Source organism: Clostridium cadaveris (assembly GCF_020911725.1).
Classification (GTDB): Bacteria; Bacillota; Clostridia; order Clostridiales; family Clostridiaceae; genus Clostridium_X; species Clostridium_X cadaveris.
This window is the reverse complement of sequence record NZ_CP076620.1, coordinates 625,195-642,090: the sequence shown is the minus strand read 5'-3', so window position 1 is coordinate 642,090 and position 16,896 is coordinate 625,195. Positions and strand designations below refer to the sequence as shown.

At 29.2% G+C, this 16,896-nt stretch carries 11 protein-coding genes; 2 read left to right on the top strand and 9 right to left on the bottom strand.

The annotated features are described in order from the left end of the window. Positions 1-5 precede the first annotated feature (5 nt). From KQH81_RS02860 to KQH81_RS02845, 4 genes are read right to left on the bottom strand one after another with little or no spacing between them, the layout of a single operon-like run. Positions 6-1,019 (bottom strand): glycosyltransferase family 2 protein, encoded by a 1,014-nt coding sequence (locus KQH81_RS02860; protein ID WP_027637553.1) that lies wholly within the window; start codon positions 1,017-1,019, stop codon positions 6-8. Next, positions 1,012-2,415 carry an O-antigen ligase family protein gene (locus KQH81_RS02855; RefSeq protein ID WP_074844575.1) on the bottom strand — a complete coding sequence of 468 codons (1,404 nt, stop codon included), beginning with the start codon at positions 2,413-2,415 and terminating at the stop codon, positions 1,012-1,014. The genes KQH81_RS02860 and KQH81_RS02855 overlap by 8 nt, the downstream gene beginning before the upstream one ends. Before the next feature lie 23 nt (positions 2,416-2,438). Then, complete coding sequence (locus tag KQH81_RS02850; protein ID WP_074844571.1) at positions 2,439-3,254, bottom strand: LicD family protein; 816 nt, start codon at positions 3,252-3,254, stop codon at positions 2,439-2,441. A 60-nt stretch (positions 3,255-3,314) separates the two neighbouring features. Further along, complete coding sequence (locus tag KQH81_RS02845; RefSeq protein ID WP_178312047.1) at positions 3,315-4,610, bottom strand: O-antigen ligase family protein; 1,296 nt, start codon at positions 4,608-4,610, stop codon at positions 3,315-3,317. Between the two features lie 284 nt (positions 4,611-4,894). Here KQH81_RS02845 and KQH81_RS02840 point away from each other — a divergent pair, with 284 nt between their 5' ends. Next, entirely contained in the window at positions 4,895-6,694 is a 1,800-nt protein-coding gene (locus KQH81_RS02840; protein ID WP_230028878.1) for a sulfatase-like hydrolase/transferase, read from the top strand. Between the two features lie 63 nt (positions 6,695-6,757). Here KQH81_RS02840 and KQH81_RS02835 read toward each other — a convergent pair whose 3' ends face one another. After that, positions 6,758-8,140 (bottom strand): sugar transferase, encoded by a 1,383-nt coding sequence (locus tag KQH81_RS02835; RefSeq protein ID WP_027637558.1) that lies wholly within the window; start codon positions 8,138-8,140, stop codon positions 6,758-6,760. 218 nt (positions 8,141-8,358) lie between these two features. Further along, positions 8,359-9,390, bottom strand: a complete 1,032-nt coding sequence (locus tag KQH81_RS02830) for a mannose-1-phosphate guanylyltransferase (protein ID WP_027637559.1) — start codon at positions 9,388-9,390, stop codon at positions 8,359-8,361. Between the two features lie 183 nt (positions 9,391-9,573). Between KQH81_RS02830 and KQH81_RS02825 the strand changes: the two genes are divergently transcribed. After that, positions 9,574-10,635: an LCP family protein gene (locus KQH81_RS02825; protein WP_083405163.1), complete on the top strand. Its 1,062-nt coding sequence runs from the start codon at positions 9,574-9,576 to the stop codon at positions 10,633-10,635. A gap of 115 nt (positions 10,636-10,750) precedes the next feature. Here the strand turns inward: KQH81_RS02825 and KQH81_RS02820 are convergent, their stop codons facing one another. From KQH81_RS02820 to KQH81_RS02810, 3 genes are all read right to left on the bottom strand, one after another. Then, positions 10,751-11,914 carry a DHHW family protein gene (locus KQH81_RS02820; RefSeq protein ID WP_051196143.1) on the bottom strand — a complete coding sequence of 388 codons (1,164 nt, stop codon included), beginning with the start codon at positions 11,912-11,914 and terminating at the stop codon, positions 10,751-10,753. Positions 11,915-11,927: 13 nt separating this feature from the next. Beyond that, positions 11,928-13,343 carry an MBOAT family O-acyltransferase gene (locus tag KQH81_RS02815; RefSeq protein ID WP_230028876.1) on the bottom strand — a complete coding sequence of 472 codons (1,416 nt, stop codon included), beginning with the start codon at positions 13,341-13,343 and terminating at the stop codon, positions 11,928-11,930. A gap of 145 nt (positions 13,344-13,488) precedes the next feature. Next, positions 13,489-16,875, bottom strand: a complete 3,387-nt coding sequence (locus tag KQH81_RS02810) for an N-acetylmuramoyl-L-alanine amidase (RefSeq protein WP_230028874.1) — start codon at positions 16,873-16,875, stop codon at positions 13,489-13,491. Positions 16,876-16,896 lie beyond the last annotated feature (21 nt).

Here is a 16,896-nt window from a genome sequence, read left to right as displayed (position 1 = left end):
GGTCATCACCTCTTCATCATTCTATAAAATTTTACAGTAGAAAAAAACAAAAGCTTATTACTGCAAAATAATTTCCATTCTATTTTTTTTGCTTTGGATAGATATTTTTCTATAGAAGATATATTTATATCTTCTGGTATTATTTTAAATTTATCGTAAAATTTTTCTGCCTCTCTAAAAGAAAACGAACCTGTATTTTCTACAACATTTTTAGCTGCAGATGTTGTCAAATGAATGTAATCAACATCACAAGCTACTAACATCTTATTTTTTTCTTCATCATTCAGATCATCTCTACACTCTATTGTTTTGTATAAATCTCTATTAAGATTAGAAGCTTGAATAAGAAACGGATTAATGCCTGCTCTAGTTGCTGATCCATTTCTCATAAGATAGTTGAGAAAATTTTCTTTAACAAATCCTATTTTCTTTGAATAGCTTATGTATGTATTTATAAAGTTTATATCTTCTCCATATTTATAGCCTGAACTATATTTTATATTAAATTTATCTAAGATGGATTTTTTATAAATACAGGATCCTGTACATATCCAAAGTTCTCTCATAGCTTTAGATAATAGACATTCAGCTCCAGTCAATTTATTTTCAGGATATTTATGAATATCTTCATATTTTCTATATACTTCACCATTTTCAGATACTTCTTTAAAGCCATAGAAGCACATATCTACATTATTGTCTTCTTTAAAGATTTCCATAACTTTTTTAAAACAATTATTATCAAGAAAGTCATCGCCATCTAAAAGACATATGTATTCTCCCTTTGCCGCTAAAATTCCATTGTTTCTAGCAGAACTAACTCCCTCATTAGATTGATTAATTACTTTTACATTAAGATACTGTTGTTTTAACTGTTCACATATCTTAAGCGTATTATCTGTAGACCCATCGTTTACTAAGATAATCTCAACATCATCATATGCCTGATTAATAATTGATTTTACTGACTTACTAAGATAATTTTCAATATTATAGCAAGGTATAATAACACTAATCACTTATTTCACCTCTTGAATCCTTATCCATTATAAATAATCCATATCCTAAATATGTCCAAAATACTGTAGCCATGTATGATGCACTATATAGAATACTTGCCTCAACCATATTATGTACTAAAAGCATAAGTAGCAATGCACTCACCAATAAAACAGTTTTAGAGCTATGACTCTTCAGTTTGCTGTCTATTAAATATTTCAAATAAACGAATATAATTGGAACTATGAAGACTAACAAAGCTAGAAATCCAAGTATTCCATTAGACACTAACACTTGCATAATTATATTATGCATTCCTCCTCCCTCTATTCCTGGGAGGCTATTCATATCACCATATTTTAGTGCAACATGATATACATTTCTTGAACCAACTCCAAACCAGGGATTTTCCTTTATCATTTTCACTCCACATTCCCAAAGTTGAGCTCTTCCATTTAAAAATCCTCTGTTTATTTCTTTTTCCACAGCACCAGATACCCCTGGTGATATGTTGCTAATAATCGAATCATCTATGCTAGGAGTGATTCCATCCTTAGTTATATATGATTTAGCAATCCTAAATCCATACACAACAACTTTTTCAATAAAGTTAATACCTCTATAAAGCCAGTACACCGCTTCATTAACTATTTTTGATAAATAGTATACTGCTGCCACACCTACCACTGATATAGTTTTTTTCTTAGCTCCTTCAAAATAGAACAATGCAAATATTATACCAAATACAATCATAGAATATAAACTTGCTCTAGAGTTTGTAGTATATATAAATATCAATTGAACAATTATATTTGCGTATTCAAATTTGCTCAATTTTTTTCTTTTACTGAATTGATAATTGATTATAGTCAAAATTATAGAAATAGATGCTAATGGTCCTGCAGTATTAGCCCCAGTGTAAATACCATTAAGCATACCATTTTCAAGTCCAACTACATGTCCATTGATTGTAAATCCAATACCAAATAAATATACTAAAAGTGAAATACATGTAGCTACGAAAGTCATATTAATAATAATTCTATTAAACTTTTTCATTTCATTCTTTATGTTATCATAGTTGTCATGAACATCAAAAGTAAAAATAACAAAAAATTGAAGCGCAGTCAAAGCAAAAATTTTAACATTTTCAAACAAGTTTAAATTTCTATTTATAACCACAGTAATAAAATAAAAAAACATAAATATTATTAGTGGTATAAACCTTTTAGATTTAAAAATTATTCTCTCCGTAAATAAATCCTTTAAAATTAAAATTCCACCCCATGATAGTAAAAATAAATTTAATATAGTACTAAAAGGTGTAAAAAATGATATTGCAAATAAAATGGTTATTCCCACAAATATTTCTCTATATAAGCCTCTATTAAAAACATAATTTCCTATCGATGTCATAATTTCTCCTCCATCACTCAATATTAAATTCGATATTTCTCATATGAATTTTCAAAGTCTACAATTCTATCTCCATGTCCTGTTCTTTGATCTTCTGGAGGAAGCTGCATATAATCACCATAATAATTTGTTAAAAGTTCATCATATTTTTTTGGAGCATAGAATTTCTGATCCTCAAACTTTAATAAAACTTTCTCATTAAACCATTCTCTCTCCATTATTACTATTTCACTTAAATCTACAACTCTCTTGGTATTCTTATCAGCAGTTGCATAAACCAATTTTTTAGATAAATTCATAAGAAACTTTTTTACGCACTTAGGTAAAATTTTATATATTTTAGTATCTCTTTCCCTTTTAAATTTATCATCAACAGCATCATGTGCTTTTTCAAACTTCATTAATCTATATACATATCCTGCTTTTCTTTGTAATTCAAACATAATTGGATTATCTGAAATAGATACAAGTTCAAATATATCCATATCTATTCCATAGTGAATGTGAAGCTTTCTATATTCTCTTTCCATATTACATGTATTATTTATTCTAATCTTAGACCACATTCTTGGATACATAGGATCTGTTTCATCATTCTGTAAAAAATATTTTTTTGGAAGCTTAGTTCTGCATATATCCAAAAATTTATTGTAATCGCTGCTAAACATCATAATATCTATGTCATCATCCCAAGGTATAAATCCTTTATGTCTTACAGCACCTAATAGTGTTCCATATGCTATAAAATAATTTATATTATTCTCCTCACAAATTTTATGTATGTCTTTTAACATATCAAACTGAGTTAATTGAAGTTTACGTATATCATAACTTACCAATTATTTTTCCTCCATTCATATAACCATCATTTATTTTATTATTATCACATTAAATTTTAATTATTTATAATTTTCTAAACTACTGCTATTATTGCTTATAAGCTCAATACCATACCCCATGTATATCCAAAACATAGTTGCTGCTATACTTAATACATACACCATTATTGATTCTACTATATTAATTACTAAAATTGACACTAAAAAAGCTGTAATGCACTTAATATAAATTCTATTTTCCTTATTTACCCTATTGCTAAAGCTGCCCATATAAAGTTTAATACCTTCATAGATGATAAAAGTCATAAATGCTAAGAATCCTAAAATTCCATTAGAACATAATACATCTAAATATATATTATGAAGCCTTCCTCCCTCTATACCAGGTAAATACGTATCTGATAATGTCTCAGTAACTTCTACCATATTACCTGCACCAGTTCCTAAAAATTTGTAATTTTTAAAGGCATGATTATATCCATTTTCCCATAATAATAACCTTCCATTAAAAAAGTTTCCTTCTGTATCTTTATTAAAAAGGTTTATATTAGGTAAATGACTTTTGTAAATAGGAAAACATAGAATAATAGTAATTAAGCTTAATATTATTCCTACTCTTATTTTTTTGTTTGATATAAATAAAAACCCCAAGACTACTATGAAAGCAAAAAAAGAAATTAGTGATCCTCTTGCACCACTTAGGAATAACCCGTAACCTTGAAGGAAACAATTAAACAAATAAAATATACTTAAAAATTTATAGTCTCGCATTTCTTTCCTTAATATTATTAAAGAAACTACTGTTGCCATTAAAGATAAGTAACATATAAGACCTGCTGATGTACTTATAACATAAACTCCTTTTATCAAATCACTTCTAGTTGGATCAGTAATAGAAAAAGTTGAAATTGAAATTTTAAATACATACATAATCAAGCTAATCATTGTAAATATTGATGTTGTAAGTATAAATACAAAGTTTAATTTTTTAAATTCTTCTTTTACCGATTTGATATTGTTTTTTCTCTTTATACTTGTTAATATAAAAAGTTGGATTAATGTTATCAAATAAAATTTAAGATTTCCTGATTTTCCATTATTAACGATTAGAGTTAATGTACTAAAAATCATAAAAGCTAGTAGAAGTTTATTTCTTACTAAATATTCACCTTTAGTTTTAAAGGATTCATAAATTACAATTAAAATTCCTCCTCCAAAAATCAATGCTTTTAGTAGTGTAAAACTTCTCATTTGTGAAAATTCTGTTGCCAAAAATACTGTATATATCACAAATAAACATTTGTATAAAAATATCTCATCTATTTGCATGATTTTATTTTGTCTCAAATCAATCATTTCCCCTCCATGACACATGTCTATATCATATATTTATCCCATCATAATTATGATTTGCATACCATCTAAACAATTATACTTTATTATAACAAATTAATCATGTCAACTTTTTGTAAAATTCGTTTTCATCAAACATAAACTATTTAATTTTTATATAATATTGATAATTATACTCAATTAGCTATTTGTACCCAATATCCTTTTGTTGTATAATGATTAATGTTAATATTATAATCAACATTTTATTACAATATAAAACTATTATTTTAGAAAGGAAATTTGTTATGAGTAAAAATGTTATATTTTTTGTTATAGACTCACTTTTATATACTCGTTTAGGTAATTCACATGGATATTCTGCATCACCTTTTATTGATGAGAAATTAAAAAACGCTGTATTTGCAGACAATATGTATTCTGAAGCCCCATTTACTGAAGCAGCCACTATAGCATTGTTAACAAGTGCACACACTCTAGATAATGGCGGATACTTAAAAAAATTCAAAAATCAGGGAAAAAATATAGGTGAACTTTTTGAAGATAGAGGATATGAAACCTTTAATAACACTTATCAACCTCATGTATACCCTACTAGTATAAGAAAAGGATTTTCTTCTGTATATTATAATGTAGGATTTGATATAAATACTCTTTGGGCATATAGATTTGATTACTTCTCAAACTTATATAAAGAAAATAAGCTTTTAGATTCTGATATAGAAATGTTAAAAGAATTATTAGAAGAGAATTTTAACGGATGGATACTATTCTTAGAAGAATTGAGTGAAAATGCAGAGGCAATAGAATTTATAGCTAAAAATTTAGAGTATTATGATGCAAAATCAAATTTAGATTTTGTAAAGAAGGAATTTGATAAGTTTTTACAAGATAAAGAAGGATATTTAAAAAATCTATTATCAGAAGGAAAATCTCATGCTCTATTCACAGTGCCTGAAGCTGAACAAAGAAAAATAACAGATGTTCAATGGAAAGAAAACTTCATTAAAAAACATCAGGAATTTTTCAACCGTTCTTTCAAGGCTAACAAAAATTTTAACCTAAGAAATAATAGAGTTTCTTTTAAAGAGATAAAAAACATACTTACAGTTAAAAATATATCAGATTCAGAAAGTAATCTTAGACAACTTGCTAAATATATGTATAATTATAAAAAAAGCTTAATAGCTCCTGACTTTATGGATAGGATAGCTATAAATTACGATAAATTCAAAAGCGCTCCAAGTCTTCATACTCATTTGGAACATCTAAAAAAATGGGTATCATCACGTAATGAGGAACGTTCTGAACAACCTTATTTTGCATTACTTCATGTAGATGACGTTCATTCTCCAGCTATGTTTTTCAGCTATGACTGCACAGATACAGCCATTTTAGATGAAGAGTTTGAAGCTTTAGAAAAATTTCTAGCTTCTCTTCCAAAAAATTATAAAGGCTCTTTAATTTATGATTATTCTATAATTTATATGGACTTATGTATAAAAAGATTAGTAGATTGGTTAAAAGCTGAAGGTAGATATGATGATACTACTATTGTAATCACAGCTGATCATGGTTTTTCTTTCTCCTACGATCCTATAAGAAAGAATTCAGTCCATAATTTTTATGATGAAAATTATAGAATACCATATATTATTTTTGATAAGGACTCTAAATATAATAAAATAGAAAAGTTCTCTTCAAGTGTAGACATAATACCAACACTTGTAGATTATTTAGGTCTTCCTGAGGCTGACAATATACGAGGTAGATCTCTTTTAGATCCATCATACATTCGCGACTTTATAATAATAGAATATATGGGAAGCGGTTGCCCTGATCTTGTAAGAAGAGATATAAGGTATTGTATTAGAAGTAGAAAATTTAAGATAGTATACGCAGTAAATGTAAATAATGATTTTGATTCTGGTAAGCTTTTAGAATTATATGATTTACAAAAGGATCCTATGAACTATACTAATATTAGAGATAAATTCACCAACTTCCCTGAGGCAAAAGACTTATTAAAACATTTAAAAACTCGTCATGAAGAGCTTCAAAGACAAAATAGAGAAAATAATTTTTAACTAAAAAAGGGTATAAATGAATTTAAAATTCATTCATACCCTTTAATTTTACGTTTACGATATCTATTCCTTATCTTCTGTCACTACTACTTCTTGGGGTAAGATTGTTCCATCATCTACTCCCTCAGTACTTTCTGACATAAATAAAATCTTTATAGTCATTAATATAAGTTTAAGATCTAGGAATAAAGAATATTTTTCTATATACATTAAATCTAATAACAACTTATCCTTTGGAGTTGTGTTATATTTTCCTAATACTTGAGCATATCCAGTAAGGCCTGCCTTTACCTTTAGACGATATTCAAATTCAGGCATTGTCTTCATATACTCTTCTGCAATTTCTGGTCTTTCAGGTCTTGGACCTACTATAGACATATCTCCAAGTAAAATATTGAATAATTGTGGTAGTTCGTCCAATCTTACCTTTCTAATGAATTTTCCAATTGGAGTTATACGATCATCATTTTTGCTGGCAAGACGAGCAACCCCATCTTTTTCTGCATCAACAATCATACTTCTAAATTTGTAAACTTCAAATACTTTTCCATCTATAGTTAGACGTTTTTGTTTAAATAAGAATGGACCTCCATCATATAGCTTTATCAAAATAGCTACAATAATCATAAATGGTGATGTTATTATTATTGCTATAGATGATAGTAATATATCAAGTGTTCTCTTTCCAAATCTATTTTCTGGTGATAACCCCCTATTTCTAAGAAGAAGCATAGGTGTATCAAATAAATGTATATTATCACTATTGCTTATAAGTATGTCTTCTATATTAGGAACTACATAAACCCTTATGCTCTTAGAATAGCAATAATTCACTATCTTTAATCTGTCATCTGGATTAACTCCACTTAAAACAACTGCTTCAAATTCATCAAGCATTGCACATATGCTGCTCACACCCTTTTTAGCAGAAACCATAGAAGTTATGTTAAACTTCTCTTTACGTAAATTCATCTTTCTTACTATAGATCCCGCTTCTCCGCTTCCATATACAAGCATAGTATTTCTAGGCGGATAAACTAGGTAATATACTTTGTGAGTAGCAAGTGCCCAGACAGTTATTATTATAATCTGAACTACAGTCATACCAAGTATAGGTACTACATTTAGAAATTGTCTTCCTATAAGACTTATTTGTAAATATGTAATTGCATTTACAAATAAGAGAGATAGTACTTGTGAATAAATAACCTCTGATAATCTTAAAAATCCTACTTTATATCCGCTATAAATTTTTGTAAATGCATATAAAAGCACAGCATAAATAGCTCCAATAAGCCAATTACCTTTTCTATAAAAAGGTAAAACTATGCTATCACTATAGTAAACATCCCATACATAAAAGAAAATCAACGTAGTTGCTAATAATATGATGAATGTTGTAAGAAACATTATAGTTCTTTTTAATCCCATTATCTTTTCTTTCATAATATCCTCCAATTAACCTAGTAATTATTTGGCATAGCTAAACTGCAATAAGTACAATAATTCTATATATATTTCTTTATATATACAATGTCTATATAAAATATATTAACTAGGCTATAAATATAAAAATTCCCCTAACTTGTCGGTAAACCTATATAATACTTAACGTTATCATGTTACCATAGATTACCCTAAAACTCAATAATACTACAACTTTCTTAATATTGTTTATAATTTTTTAATTCTTTTATATGAGATACGTATTCCCTATTTAGTATCATTATTTCATTATCTGTTTCTATAATTATAAGATTTTCTGCTCCCATAACATATGTCTTCTTTTGAGTTTTTATAATGTCATTCTTACATTTTAATACAACAACGCTTCCATCAATTACATTGTCATCTTTGTCACTTTTTTTGTATCTAGAAAGACTATTCCAGCTTCCAAGATCATCCCATCCAAATTCACCTAATACAACATAAATTTCTTCTGCTTTCTCCATAATAGCGTAATCTACTGATATATTATCAACTCTTTTGTAATTATCTTTAAGCCTTTCCTCAAAACCTTCCAAAGATATTGCAACTTCATTTAAAATATCATAAGTGTTTTTTAAATGACATTTTGTAAGTTCAAGAATCCTTTCTGCTTTCCAAACAAACATTCCTGAGTTCCACAAATAGTTTCCATCTTCTAAATACTCTCTGGCCTTTTCTATGGATGGCTTTTCTTTAAAGCTTTCCACCTTTTTTATATAGTTTTTACTTTCCTCATATTTTATATACCCATATCCAATCTCGGGTCTTGTTGGTTTTATTCCAATAGTTACAGCCGCTTCTCCATTAGTCTTTACATATTCATAGGCACATCTAACCGTATCTAAAAACTTCTCTTCATCTAAAATTATGTGGTCAGAAGGTACAACTAAAAGTGTAGCATCATCGTAAAATTCTCTTATATAAAAGGCTGAAAGCGCTATACAAGGAGCCGTATTTCTTCCCTCAGGCTCAAAAATTATATTTCTACTTGGTATGTTGGGAAGATTTTCTTTTATGAGCTCTTCATATCTCTCCGCAGTTACTATAAATATTCTTTCCAATGGTATAATTTTTTCAAGTCTGCTAACTGTAAGTTGTAGCATAGATTCCTCACCTAGGAGATTTAAAAACTGCTTTGGCTTATCCTCCGTTGATAAAGGCCAAAATCTTTCACCTTTTCCTCCAGCCATTATTACAGCACACAACATATATTTTACCTTCCTTCCATAACTCTCTTTGCAAAATTAAACATAAATACATTATATAATATAGCGCAAAAAATTGAAAATCAAAATTTACCTAATTAATCTTAAGAAATTTTTACCTTGAAAAAGAATTCAACAATCAATATAATAAAATTTGTAATATTGTTACAGAAATGAGGTAATTTTATGTCAAAAAATCATCAAGAGCCTCCTAGGTCTAAATCTCGTTCCGTATCATCTAAAAAGAAACGTAGGAGACGCAAAAAGAGACAAAGAAGGATAATGATGTTTATAACATTGATGCTTTTATTTGTAATAGGCTTTGGAACTTTCTATGGTTATAGCATGCTTAGCGGAATCAAGCACGATAAAATTTCTAGTAATAAATCTGAGCTTGGTGTATCCAAAGAAAATATAAATATGCTAAAAAAATATGATACTTACAATAAAGTAACTAACATTGCATTATTCGGTTTGGACCAAAGAAGTGAAGATGAGCCTTCTCGTTCTGATGCAGTTATGATAGTCTCTATAGATAAAGCTCATAAAAAGGTAAAACTGACATCTGTTATGAGAGATTCTTATGTATCTATAGATGGACATGGAAATGATAAGCTCACCCATGCTTATGCCTATGGCGGACCTGAATTATCAATAAAAACATTAAACGAAAATTTCAAACTAAATATAACTGATTATGCAGCTGTAAACTTTTTTGATATGGAAAAAATAATAGATTCTTTAGGTGGTGTAAATTTAGATATAAAGCAATATGAAGTCAAAGAAATAAATAAGTATATAAAAGAGATAGCCGATATAACAGGTACCCCATATACTCCTTTAAGCGGAACTGGGTCACAAACTTTGTCAGGCAGGCAGGCTCTTTCATACACAAGAATAAGATCTGTAGGAAACGGTGATTTTGAAAGAACGTCTAGACAGAGAATAGTACTTCAAGCTTTATTATCAAAGATAAAAGAAGGCGGTATCCTAGGTCTTCCTAAAAACATCTCAAAACTAGCGCCTATGGTTAGAACAAGTCTCGGTACTGGCGAAATGATGGGAATGGGATTATCTTTGTTCCTAAGCGGTACTACAGAAATAGAGACAGCTCGTATTCCTGTGGATGGCACCTTCCCAGATGGCGGAAAGATGATAAAAGGAACTTGGTATCTTCCTTTTGATAAAGAAAAAAATATAGACTACCTTCATAAATATATATATGAAGATATCCATCCTAATAAATAATTATTATAATCTTTTATTAAATATTACTGTCAACTATAAATTTTTTAATTAATGAAAAAGTGAACTCTATTTACTATAAATTTAGAATGGGAGTTCACTTTTTTTATACTTATTTTTATCTAATATATTGAATTCCTGTAGGATTAAAAAGAAAAATCACTGCATCTGGTTTGTTTTCTTCCACATAATTATATAAAGATCCTTCATAATGTCTTAAATCAATTACACTTAATTCTTTACATGCTAATGACAAAAAAGGAGTAAATGCACACCCAAAACTATCTCTTACAATAACTACCTTTTTATTATTTAAGCTATTAAGATTTTTTATTATTTGCAAATCTCTATCTCCTCCCATATACATTGCATATGGATTAGAGTTGTAATAATTTTTCCCTTCATTACTATTGTCCATTACAACGGTATCTAACCATTTGCCCTTATCATGTATTCCATAAGAAGGCCATATCATTTCTAAATTTGTATTAAATTTAGGACTAATTATAGATATATCATCAACTCCCGCGTAAAGACTTCCGACTCTTTTGCCTTCACTTCCCAAAAACCATTTTTTTAATATCTTTTTATTATAATTATCTAAATTTAAGATTTCATCACTAATTTCAAAGCCATAATTATTTTTTAATATATCAGCTGTTTTAGTAAATGCATAAAATGCTGTTTCTGGTTTCCAATGATGATCTGTTTTAAAAAACGCATCTGTAAAATTTATACCATCATTCTTCATTTCTTTTCTTATATCTAAGATATCAATTTTACCTCTCATTTTATCTATAATCTGGTCGGCAGTTTCATTAGCTAAATTAATTATTCCTTTAGGTAGTTGGCTATTATATTCATTTGTTTTGTGTGGTGCTTGTATGTATAGCCCCTGAATGCTTCTTTCTTTTAAAAATTTATTAAACTTTATTATATTTTCTGCTCTCACATCTACATCTAAAATCTTATCAGTTATAAAAGTTAATGATCCATCATTCATTTTTATAACTTTATCATCTGGGCTTATATCTTCTACTGTTTTTCTGTCAATAATTCGTTGAAACAATCCATTTCCTTCTATAGCCACCTCTTTGAAAATACTTACATCTTTCGCACCTGATAAAACAGATCTTCCAAGTTTAAAAATCTGTGACATTGACATATCAGTAGATTTGTCCATATTTTTATATGTTTCATTCATTTTATCTATACCACCCATAATAGCCATAGTGAATATCATTACTATAAATAGAACACATGTTATTCTTTTTTTCAGCATGAATCTACACCTCCTAAAAGTTAAAGTAAATAAATGGATTATATGATCCTTTAAAAATATATGATATCGAAATTATAAATGTAAGCATTAAAATAATAATATATACAGGTGCTACAATTTTATAATTATCAATTTTTTTTGTAAAAACTCTTGTTATCGGCATAGAAAATAAAGTTGCACATAAAAAGAAGTATCTATTTTCTATAAAATACAAATAGAATTGATCATTAATTATTCCTGTTACACCGATACCAAACATATTGCCTATATATGTAATAGCCTGTACTAAGTTATTAGATCTAAATATTACCCATCCTAATATTACAAAAAACATAGTATATATGTATTTAAGTATGCCTAGTTTTTTTAATTTATTTTCAAAATCTGAAAGTTTTTCTAGAGTTATTAATACAAAATACATAAGACCCCAAATTATAAATGTCCAATTTGCCCCATGCCATACTCCTGTTAAAAACCATACAACAAATAAATTCAGTACTAATCTAGATTTATTCGTTACTCTGCTTCCTCCTAGTGGGAAATATACATAATCTCTAAACCATGATCCTAAAGATATGTGCCATCTTCTCCAAAATTCAGAAATCGATTTAGATATATAAGGATAATTGAAATTTTCTAAAAACTTAAACCCAAACATTTTTCCTAAGCCTATTGCCATATCCGAATATCCACTAAAATCATAATAAATCTGAAATGTATATGATACAGCTCCTAACCATGCCATTGCTACTGTAGTTGTGTTATTAGAACTCATTAAGAATGCTCTATCTGCAACTATAGCTAAAGTATTAGATATTAATACTTTTTTTCCCAACCCTACTATAAATCTACAGGTTCCATCTGCAAAATCATCAAATGTTTCTTTTCTATTTTTTATTTGTTCTGCTATCGTTTCATATCTTACTATAGGGCCTGCTATTAATTGAGGGAAAAATGCTATGTATAATGCTACATTCATTGGATTTTTTTGAACTTCACCATTTTTTCTATAGACATCAATTACATAAGACATTGCCTGAAAAGTAAAAAATGAAATACCTATTGGTAATGTTATTTTTGGAATTGATAATTCCATTCCAAAAATATTGTTTATATTACTTACAGTAAACATTAAATACTTAAATACAAAAAGAATTCCTATATTAGACATGATCATAAGTGTCATAAAAATTGTAATCTTTTTCTTAGACATCCTATGTTTGTCTACTAATAAAGCAAATATCCAATTCATTAGTATTGACCCAATCATTACTAATACAAATTTGGGCTCACCCCATGCGTAAAAAACTAAACTGCATATAGTTAAAAATAAATTTTGTAATTTACGACTTTTTCTAAATAGTATATAATATCCAAATAATACTCCAGGTAAAAATAAGAATATGAATACAGTAGATGAGAATAACATATTTACCTCCTATATTTTAGAAAAACAGTATATTTTTAATTTAAATAATCAACTTATACATTATATCATAATTTTTACAATGTATTATATCTTTTTATTTTACTATATATAAACTCTAGAGTATTAATACCCTAGAGTTTTTTCATTATTTCTTATACAATTTATTTACATTTCTAGTAAGTTCTCCAGCCATCTTTAATTGATGAAGAGGATCCGCTAATTTTTTTGCTTCATCTGGATTTGATATAAATCCACATTCTATAAGCATAGAAGGCATTATAGTATTTCTTGTTACATAGAAATTTCTATATCTGGCTCCTCTATTATATAATCCTAAACTTGAAGGTAGGTTTTTAGCCAAATCTGCTGTAAATTCTTTTGAAACAATTGCGGCTCTACATGGAGTTGTATCATAATCATTTCCATCAGAATCTGTTTTTACTCCATTAGTTTCAACGTTTGGTCTATAAGTATCATAGAATACAGTCATTCCATTTGAAGTCTCGTTATAAGAATCATGATGTATGCTTATAAATAAATCTGCCTTTTCATTATTAGCAATTACAACTCTCTTTAAAAGACTTTGAGAAAGTTTATCTGTCTGAATTTCACCAGGTTGTCGTGTCATTATAACATTATATCCTTGTGCTAATAATGCATCTCTAAGCTTTACAGCAACATCCATATTCATTTGAGTTTCATCATATACTATACCATCATGAACACAACTCGCTCCACTATCTCCACCATTGTTATGTCCAGGATCTATAACTATAGTCATCTTATCTTTTACATATCCATCATAACCTATATATTTACCATTTATAAATTCAAACTGAGCAGCATGACAATCATCATAGAAATAATAGTTCTTTCCATCCATGTTTATCCAGCCTTTTCTAGCTATTCCTGCATCGTCAAAATTGTATCTCTTTCCGTCTTCTTCAAACCATCCTTTTACCATTCCGTAATCAGCTAAATAGTATTTTCCTTCTGGTTTTTGAAGCCATCCTTGATGTCTTTCTCCATTTTCATTATAGTACTGCCAATGGTAATCTTCATAGCACCAACCTGTTTTTACTTGAAGAACCCCGTTTTCATCAAATGTATAGTTCTTTCCTTCTATATTTTCGGTTCTTCCTGCTATGGCTCTTCCAGCATCGTCAAAATAGTATCTCTTTCCTTCTATATCATGCCAGCCTTTTACCATTCCATAAGGCTCTACATAGTACTTACCATCATTTGGTACATTGATCCATCCATATTGACGTTCTCCATCTTTATAATATTGCCAGTAGTAATCTTCATAGTGCCATCCATTTTTAAGAGACTTTACAAGAACACCTTCATCATTAAATGTGTATTCTTTTCCTTCTATTTCTATAGTTTTTCCTACTATAGCTCTTCCAGCATCATCGAAGTAATATCTCTTTCCTTCTACATCATACCAGCCTTTTACCATTCCGTAAGACTCCACATAGTACTTTCCGTCGTTTGGTACATTGATCCATCCATGTTGACGCTTTCCGTCTTTATAATACTGCCAGTAGTAATCTTCATAGTGCCATCCACTTTTTAATGCTTTTACAAGAACGCCTTCATTATCAAATGTGTATTCTTTTCCTTCTATTTCTATAGTTTTTCCTACTATAGCTCTTCCAGCATCATCGAAGTAATATCTCTTTTCTTCTACATCATACCAGCCTTTTACCATTCCGTAAGACTCTACATAGTACTTTCCGTCGTTTGGTATATTGATCCATCCATGTTGACGCTTTCCGTCTTTATAATACTGCCAGTAGTAATCTTCATAGTGCCATCCACTTTTTAATGCTTTTACAAGAACGCCTTCATTATCAAATGTGTATTCTTTTCCTTCTATTTCTATAGTTTTTCCTACTATAGCTCTTCCAGCATCATCGAAGTAATATCTCTTTCCTTCTACATCATACCAGCCTTTTATCATACCATAAGACTCTACATAGTACTTTCCGTCGTTTGGTATATTGATCCACCCATGTTGACGCTTTCCGTCTTTATAATACTGCCAGTAATAATCCTCATAGTGCCATCCACTTTTTAATGCTTTTACAAGAACGCCTTCATTATCAAATGTGTATTCTTTTCCTTCTATTTCTATAGTTTTTCCTACTATAGCTCTTCCAGCATCATCGAAGTAATATCTCTTTCCTTCTACATCATACCAGCCTTTTACCATTCCGTAAGACTCTACATAGTACTTTCCGTCGTTTGGTACATTGATCCATCCATATTGACGCTTTCCGTCTTTATAATACTGCCAGTAGTAATCTTCATAGTGCCATCCACTTTTTAATGCTTTTACAAGAACGCCTTCATTATCAAATGCGTATTCTTTTCCTTCTATTTCTATAGTTTTTCCTACTATAGCTCTTCCAGCATCATCAAAATAATATCTCTTTCCTTCTACATCATACCAGCCTTTTACCATTCCATAAGACTCTACATAGTACTTTCCGTCGTTTGGTATATTGATCCATCCATGTTGACGCTTTCCGTCTTTATAATACTGCCAGTAGTAATCCTCATAATGCCAGCCTGATTTTAAATTTTCTTTTACAAGTTTTCCTTCTTTATCAAAAGTGTAGCTCTTACCATTTATCGTTTCTGTTCTTCCTATAATAGCTCGTCCAAAGTTATCAAAGTAATATTTATTATCGCCTTCTTGAAACCAACCTTTATGCACTATTCCATTTTCATTTAAATAATATGTTCCGTCAGATAACTTAAGCCATCCCTTATGTAATTCACCTGTTTCGTTATAATAATACCAATCATCTCCATCTTGAAGCCAACCACGTCTTCCTGATTCGGCTTCTGATAAAAGACTATTATATAGTTCAACTAGCTTTTCTCCATATTCAACACTAGTTGCCCAGCTATTCGAAAGTTGAGTGGCCGTTTTAGCTTTTCCTGCCAAATACCCAAAATGTCTTGAATCATAAGTAGCATTTGAACTTAAATTATTCCCCAAATAATTTTGTTCTATTTTTGTTTTAGGAAATCCTGGTGCTCCTGCATAAAGCGCTAAATGATCTAAATGGGCTTGTACACCATGATCCCAGTTATCAAATCTCTTATGAGCCTCTTTATCATTATTATCATCTGCAGTTCCTGTTTCTGTTCTTTTTAATCCACATGTGTTATAATAAGTTTCATCTAAAACATTTCCAAACCTTCCATAACCAGTCTCAAGAGCTGATTGTACATAAGCTAATGCTGGATTAACCCCTCCACGTGAAGGTGCATATTTCCAGAATAAATCTGCAAGACCAATAAAGGTTTGAGTCGCATTTCTTTTTTTTGCCCATCTCTTTGCATCTTCTATTGTTACAGTAGTTGTAGATACTATATTAATATCATTTACAGCTTTTATTGCAACTGTTTGAGTTTGTTTTTCTTTAGAATACGCTAAAATTCCTGATGTAGAAACATTGTTCACCACCATCAGTAGCGCTAAAGCACATGCTATCTTCTTGTTTCTTCTATACACTTGCTCACCCCTCATTATATC